The sequence below is a fragment of the Lentilactobacillus hilgardii genome (assembly GCF_009832765.1).
GTDB classification, from domain to species: domain Bacteria; phylum Bacillota; class Bacilli; order Lactobacillales; family Lactobacillaceae; genus Lentilactobacillus; species Lentilactobacillus hilgardii.
In genome coordinates this window covers 1-6,896 of record NZ_CP047125.1, presented here as the reverse complement: position 1 = coordinate 6,896, position 6,896 = coordinate 1, and the positions used below count along the sequence as shown (strand labels likewise).

The following is a 6,896-nucleotide window of genomic DNA, read 5'->3' as shown; positions in this document are numbered from 1 at the left end:
CACATTAAAGACTTAACACAATTGCTTGATCAATCTCAAAGATTGCAATTAGATGTCCAAAACAAATTGAATAAATTAGAAAACAAGGAAATAAAATCCTATGAGAGCACTTTTAAGAGCGATAAAAATAAAGATAATATAAATACTAACCAAGAATCAGAAAGTCCCTCTATGGATGCGAGAGAGGCAAATAATGAAAAGCATAGTAATTTTTGGAGTCGATTATTTGCCCCTAAATAATTTGTAATTAAATGTAGAGCAAATTTATAGAAGTTGTTTAGTATCTTTTAAGAAGTGACCTGATAAAAGCTAATGAAACCATTATAAGACTGGTATTGAGCTTACGCTCACAGTTGTGCCATAAACGGTAGACCACTTTGGATAATCAGCAACAAAGATACTAAACAGCTTCTGACTGTTCTTTTGTTGATTCTTTGCTGGTAGTCTTTGGTAGTGATATTGAGTAGTTTGTTTGGAGCCTTTAATTCATCTGCAAGTTGTTTAATTGTTTTGACCAAGGTTAATCACCACCCAGTTTGAATTAGAAATGCTCTTTCTCTATTTTGAAGTCAATCTATCTAAAATACAACTTCAATCAGCAAAAATAGTTATTGTTGCGTTAAAAACGGTGTGCTAAACTAAAGCTAATTTAACAACCGAATATTAATAGATCACGTTAATAAGCAAAAAATCCCAATCCACTTGGGATTGAGATTTTTTGCTTATTAGCAAGTAGCTAACACCCAGCTACTTAGATTCAGTCGATTTGAAACCGCCAAGTTAAAATCGACTGAACATTGAAATCTAATTTATAGATTAATTATACCGCGGACTAGTCCGTCAGGACAAGTTAAGGATAGTTAAAAAATAAATTAAAACCAATGGACTAAGTAGCTAGCAAAGAGCTGCCTAGTCCATTTTTATTTAGCTGTTAAAAATAAAAGAAGTTGCCTTAGGCAACTAGAAAACAACACACGCTGCTGAATCACAAAACATTCATCGTTTGAGGCTTTGTGATTCGGTTAGAGCATATCAGATTTGTATTTTAAAGCAAGTCAGATGTTTTAGCAACTCTCTTTTGAGTCAGCGTGGGTTGGATATAGAAAGGGAGTTTTTATAATGGATCAAACAAATTTCAAGTTTTATCAAGCTGATAACGTTTATGGGGCCTTGTTCTTCCAGTTTCCAAAAGTATTGATGTATAGCCAGCAATATCGAGGATTAAGTGATGCCGCTAAGCTAGCTTACATGGTACTAAAAGACCGGCTAGAGTATTCTTTACGCAATCACTGGATTGATGAGGAAGGGCACGTCTACTTTATTTTTACCAATCAAGAACTTAAAGATTTATTCGACTGCTCAAATGATAAGTTAGCAGCCGTGAAAAAAGACTTGGAACGTGCAGGACTACTTTATCAAAAAGCCATGCATTTCAATCCCAAAACTGGCAAAAACGAACCCAATCGACTTTACCTGGCCGAACTAGATATGCAGTCAACTGACGTCTATTTACGCGGTGAATATGCTCAAAAAGAGCCGCAAACCCTTGCTACGAGCGAAAATCCGAAAATCGGACGTTCGCGGGAGACCGCTCAAACCCTTGCTACGAGCGAAAATCCGAAAATCGGACGTTCGCGAAAGTTCGTTGACGACACCCCGCAAACCCTTGCTACGAGCGAAAATCCGAAAATCGGACACGATCTAGATAAAGAACTTAAAGAAAGAGATACTAATAGATACAATATAGATACTCAAAAGTTGGACTTTTCCACAGCCCAATTCTCACCAGCAGAACTAGAAAAGCAAAACAAGGATTTGGTGAACCATGCTAATGACTTCTTAACTGATGAAGACAGTGGGCTCCCCGTTTTCTTAGAACCCGAAGCCGTGCAATTACTTAGCTTCTGGTGCCGAACTCCACAACAAATGCGCCGGTTCATTGGCATTATCTTAAATGCTAAGTACCGAGTTGAGAAGGATCATCAGGACATTGGCGTTCTAATCCCACTAGACGATGAAGAACTAAAATCTTTGATGACTAAAGCCTTGAGACGCTACTTTAACGCCCTAAGAAGCAATGAAAAGCATATAAAGAACGTGGAAAACTACTTGTACGGCACCATGCAAAACCTATTTGGTGTTTGGTGGAATAAAAAAGCCAACGCTAAATATCAAGCTGAACATCCTGAAACAGGTCAGCATCAAGCAGCCCTCTTTAATTAGCTCTAAAATCGCCGATAAGCAATTTTAGCGGTTACCCGTATATTTATATTAAAAGAGTGATAAAACTGCTTATACGAATAATCAGCGAGCAATTTTAACCGGCTTAGCCAACTCGAATCATCGGGCTAATCATTTTAACTGATCACTGATTGACTAGTTTAGCTTAAAAATGCGCTTAGCAGTCTCCAGGGGGAACTATGCTCTTTTTTAGCTACATGAATTAGCGAGAATAGTTTTTTATATTGATTAAACTGAGCATGAGCAACTTGTTCTAGGAGGCGTGGCTTTATGAGCAAAAAGATTTGGATTGTTATTTTTCGCTATTTATTGGCAATTGGGTTATTTGCTATTTATTATGCAGTGTTTGAAAATCAAAATCATGATTTAATTGAGACTGTTTTTGCTGTTGCTGTCGGTGTTGGGATTGCTACTTTTCCCGTTAAGAAAGAGGATAAAGACAAGAAATAGTTTAGGAAATATATAGGCTTAATGTTCTTGTAAAAAGATACTTATCTGGCTATTTTTTAGTGTACCTCATGTTGCTAATTGTTTTAATTATCTAGTTAAAATTAATAACGAATCAATGAGAGCTATTATGGCTAAGGAGTGTGTTTAAAGCAGGCCTAGTTAATGAAACTAGATAAAGAACACTAAAATTAGTGGTGGGTAATCAGCAGACCGAGTGAAACGAGGTCAATGCGCACTTACACATAGAATAAATTCTATGTTCTTATCCTAAATATTTGTATTAGATTTCGCTATGCTCAAACTGTAAAAATTCTAAAGAGCATAAAGGGACTGTGCATTTTTTACAAAATTGAGCCGTTTTGTAAAAAGATGAGCCGACAGTGTCGGCGTCCAAGCCCTTACGACAACTGCAATATTTAGTCCTAGGAAAATGCTACAGTTGTTTCTTGTAATATTTGTGCAGAATAGGGGAGTGTGTAGCAAAATCCTAGGACGTTTAAGTTGATTAAATGTTATTAAATTGGGATTCTTAATTTTTGAAAAAGCATCCTAGGATTTTCCTAGCATAGATTCAGTTCAAGTGCTTAAACACTTTTGAACTTAATTTTTGTACTATGTGGCAACTAAAACTGGGGACTGATTGGTAATCAATGGACGTAAGGAAAAAAGTCGCTTGACAGATTCAAACATGTGTTCGTATAATTTAAGCAAACATGTGTTCTTGAACAAAAGCTAGGTGAAGATAATGTTTCCAACTAATCAATCAACTTTAATCGATGATCGAGCCACTGAACGAGCGACCAAAGACTTTTTAATGAGCTATCAACGATGGCAATTTCAACTCAACAAAGCTATTTTATTATTGCAACAACCGCAATTAGATAATCGACAGCTGGTTCAGAGGCGTTACCAGAAGGCACTCAAAGAATGTCATTTACGGGAACAGCCATTACAGGTACTAGGCAAGTTAGGCCCACACGAGGCGTTTGCTGCCGATTTATTAAGAGCTCGTTTTTTAAAACGCTGGTCGACTTCAAAAACAAGTCAATTTCTTGCTCAGAAATACGACTTGGATTATTTGGCTGATCGAACCTTTTTTCGTGATCAGAAGCAAGCATTATGGAAATTTGCTGGAGTTTGTCCGCAAAATCTGTTGGTAAAAAAGCTATGAGATAAATGGCAGTAAAGTGGCAGCAATATGGCAGTTTTTCGTGAGAAAACTGCTTTACACTATAACTATCAAATCGATTTGATAAACAAGAATTCCGGAATTGTGGTGGTTAAAAAAATAAAGAAAGAAGTCTTTAAAATGGCACAACCAGCCTATTTAAAATATCGTCTATTAAATCTCCCATCCGCTAACGTGGTTCAGAAAGTTTATGTCGGTGCAACTTATGTTTACGCTTTACAACTAATTAATGATAATACTAATGTGGTTATTTCTCGAATTCCCAAAACCAATGTTACCAACACCTATGACTTAGATTTTTCTTCTGGTGAGCAAATGTATCTTAATAACTTTGGTCATGGTCAAACCTGGGAATATTTTAGTCATAATGGTGAAGATTATTGGTGGGTAGTTACTAAACCTAATGGTGGATCAGAAAATTGGGGAACTCAATTAGCTCGGGTTCAGTATAGTCCTAATACTTCAACGGATACGCCTTATAACGGGAATACTAGTGTGACTCGCTTAGCCTTATTGAATCATGCCACTTTGGATGGTAGTTCGTATGGCACACTTGAACGAGTTGAGGGAGCACTTTCCAGTGATCGAGCCACTTTATTAATTGCGGGTCTTGATACGAATGGTACCTCACATTTTACTTTATACGATAACGAAGCCTTGAACAACGCTATGGACAAAGTAGATGCGGATCATGGCTACGTTCGCTTGGATGAAGCTACCAGTATGCTTTCTACTGGTGTAACAACTCCGTATTATTCAATTGCTAACTTCCGAAGTGCTTTAACGAGTTCTTCAATTCAAGGCTATGATCTGTCAAACGGCTATGCCGTATACTTTTCTAGCGGTCAAGCTGCCAGTGACAATCATCCGACTCAAGATACTCCTGGAGTAACTAAATTTACTTGGGGGCATACAACTGGAACTCAGGTTGAGTTAAGAAACACCAATTGGGCAGACCAAAATATCGAAACCGAAGGAATTCAAATTGGATCTTCGGATTTGTATATTGGCATTTCCTACCATGATCTTCCTTATGCTACAAAAACCTTGGAAAATAGAGTTTATACGGCTGATAAAAGCTTTTGGGATTAAAGTTATTCAAAATCGATTTTAAAAAACGAAAGATTCTTGTAAAATTAATCTTTAAAACGTTGATTTTACAAGAATCTTTCGTTTTTTAATTAGCACTCCCCCTAAAAAGGATACTAATGTCATTTTTAGCTAGCTGGGGCAATTAGCAGAATAAAAGCTCCTCCGTAAGCAGCAGAAGTAATAGGCAAAGCTTTAACAGCAATCTTCCAACCATTAAAGTCAGTCAAGTTTTTTCCTTTAATCAAATTATATTCATCGGTATCTCGTTGATCAAAATTAGTTAAAGCATTAGTTATTTGTTCTTTAGCATAATCTTTGTAACTTAAATCACCATTTATTAATTCCTTAGACACCGTACTATTTGATGGTCCAGCGATAGATAGTAAGACAAAACGGTTTTGTTCAGACGGATCCAGCATGGATTGGTAGTCATTATAGCTATCAATACTAACATTTTTATTAGCGATAGTTTGTAGTTGTGAGTCAGGAGTAGCTCCTGTAAATAAATCCATAATTGTGGATTCCGCAGCTGTTGTAGAATTAGTGACGATTGGATTAATTCCCTTAGTTAAATAACCACGCCAAATGTAACCACTGACTTTGTCATTACCACTGGTGACAGCGTAATAAATCGCTGATTTCCCATTATGTTTCATTTGCACGCTCTTGGAAAGGTACCAAGTGGTCTTCGGGTAATTCTTTAAATTATGGAGTTTTGTTGTGTGATATTTGCTCCATAAATAAACGGATGATTTTCCTGCATAATAAAATGGTTGTGGATTCGGATAGGTCTTAGTTTTCCCCCATGTATACGTGGTACTAGCCTGTACCGATAAGGTTGACTGATTATTTAAAAAGCCTACGCCACCCGCTAAAGCTCCTAAGGTTAAGGCGGTTAAAATGATTTTTTTCATGATTTCTTCCTCCATTAATGGTAATCATTGTTTCATTTAACAGTATAACCGGTTAACCTACTTCAACCAACTGAACCGCTTAATTTAACCCTGCTGTAACTTGGCAGCCTAACCTAATAGATCTCTACTCAAAATCAACTCTTCAGACAGGCTGCGGAACACTTATTTGTTACTAGCAAAAATCAGCATCTTTAGTGATTACATTAGGGTTAGACCTTAATGTTATTTCTTTAATCTATGCATTTTCAAATTAGAGATATCTGCACCAACGTAGACGTGACCATGTTTAGTATATAAGGTACAAAAATTTTCTTTGGGATTATACATATAGAAACGTTTTGAACTTTTATCTAAACTTTTATTTTTAGCAACAATAAAATGAAGAAAGCCATTTTTTTCATTCCATGTTATTGATTTATTTGTTTCATAATCATCTTTGTAATAAATAGTATGCCGATTTTTAACGTACATTAAAACGTATCTATGACCATATAAATGATTATCCCAAATTCCTAGATAGTGTGTTGGAAGTGTGGCAGTTCTAAAGCCATATTTTAAATTCTTGGCACTAGCATTGTTTGGACTAACAATAAATAGTGTAAATAATGAAATTACAAATAATATTGATACAAATAATTTCTTCACAATGAATCCCTCTTATTACAATATTTTAATCTTTTACAAATACATGATAAGATTAAATAAACTTTTAGCAAAGGAGGTTTAAGAAATATATGGCGACAATAAATGAAATAGCTAAAGAATTAAACGTTAGTCGTGTAAGAGTTTACCAAATCATTGCAAAGCTTCCCGAGGATTTACAGCCTAATAAAGTCAATGGGCACTACCAAATAGAAGATAAAGATGTTAAGTCAATTAAAGAATACTTTACAAATAGTTCTTTAAAGCTTAAGCAAGACAATAATGGTGAGAATGAATATAAAATTTTAAATAAGACTTTAGAAAACGAAGTGCAAACTCTTAAAGAACAGTTAACAAACAAAGATGAA

The 6,896-nt window shown here is 35.6% G+C and carries 6 protein-coding genes and 4 pseudogenes; 6 read left to right on the top strand and 4 right to left on the bottom strand.

Annotated elements, in window-relative coordinates; genetic code table 11:
- Nucleotides 1–240: pseudogene (locus GQR93_RS15350) on the top strand (hypothetical protein); the annotation flags it as partial.
- 37 nt (nt 241–277) lie between these two features.
- On the opposite strand, the pseudogene GQR93_RS15185 reads toward GQR93_RS15350, so the two are convergent.
- Together GQR93_RS15185 and GQR93_RS15180 are read right to left on the bottom strand one after the other, a co-directional pair.
- A pseudogene (locus tag GQR93_RS15185) lies at nt 278–367 on the bottom strand (IS5/IS1182 family transposase); the annotation flags it as partial.
- Between the two features lie 44 nt (nt 368–411).
- Nucleotides 412–518, bottom strand: a pseudogene (locus GQR93_RS15180) (DUF536 domain-containing protein); the annotation flags it as partial.
- Nucleotides 519–1,119: 601 nt separating this feature from the next.
- On the opposite strand from GQR93_RS15180, the gene GQR93_RS15175 reads away from it, so the two are divergent.
- The 4 genes from GQR93_RS15175 to GQR93_RS15160 all read left to right on the top strand — a co-directional run bounded on the left by GQR93_RS15175 (nt 1,120) and on the right by GQR93_RS15160 (nt 4,972).
- Nucleotides 1,120–2,223 (top strand): replication initiator protein A, encoded by a 1,104-nt coding sequence (locus tag GQR93_RS15175; protein WP_159298878.1) that lies wholly within the window; start codon nt 1,120–1,122, stop codon nt 2,221–2,223.
- A 288-nt stretch (nt 2,224–2,511) separates the two neighbouring features.
- Nucleotides 2,512–2,691: a hypothetical protein gene (locus tag GQR93_RS15170; protein ID WP_054736411.1), complete on the top strand. Its 180-nt coding sequence runs from the start codon at nt 2,512–2,514 to the stop codon at nt 2,689–2,691.
- A gap of 745 nt (nt 2,692–3,436) precedes the next feature.
- The gene (locus tag GQR93_RS15165; RefSeq protein WP_159298877.1) at nt 3,437–3,862 is read left to right on the top strand and encodes a hypothetical protein; all 426 of its coding nucleotides are present in this window, start codon (nt 3,437–3,439) and stop codon (nt 3,860–3,862) included.
- Nucleotides 3,863–3,889: 27 nt separating this feature from the next.
- Entirely contained in the window at nt 3,890–4,972 is a 1,083-nt protein-coding gene (locus tag GQR93_RS15160; protein ID WP_159298876.1) for a helveticin J family class III bacteriocin, read from the top strand.
- 125 nt (nt 4,973–5,097) lie between these two features.
- Here the strand turns inward: GQR93_RS15160 and GQR93_RS15155 are convergent, their stop codons facing one another.
- Both GQR93_RS15155 and GQR93_RS15150 read right to left on the bottom strand, forming a co-directional pair.
- A complete protein-coding gene (locus GQR93_RS15155; protein ID WP_054736407.1) occupies nt 5,098–5,886 on the bottom strand; it encodes a hypothetical protein in 789 nt (262 codons plus the stop codon).
- A gap of 222 nt (nt 5,887–6,108) precedes the next feature.
- Complete coding sequence (locus GQR93_RS15150; RefSeq protein ID WP_054736405.1) at nt 6,109–6,531, bottom strand: hypothetical protein; 423 nt, start codon at nt 6,529–6,531, stop codon at nt 6,109–6,111.
- A gap of 89 nt (nt 6,532–6,620) precedes the next feature.
- Here GQR93_RS15150 and GQR93_RS15145 point away from each other — a divergent pair.
- Nucleotides 6,621–6,896: pseudogene (locus tag GQR93_RS15145) on the top strand (hypothetical protein); the annotation flags it as partial.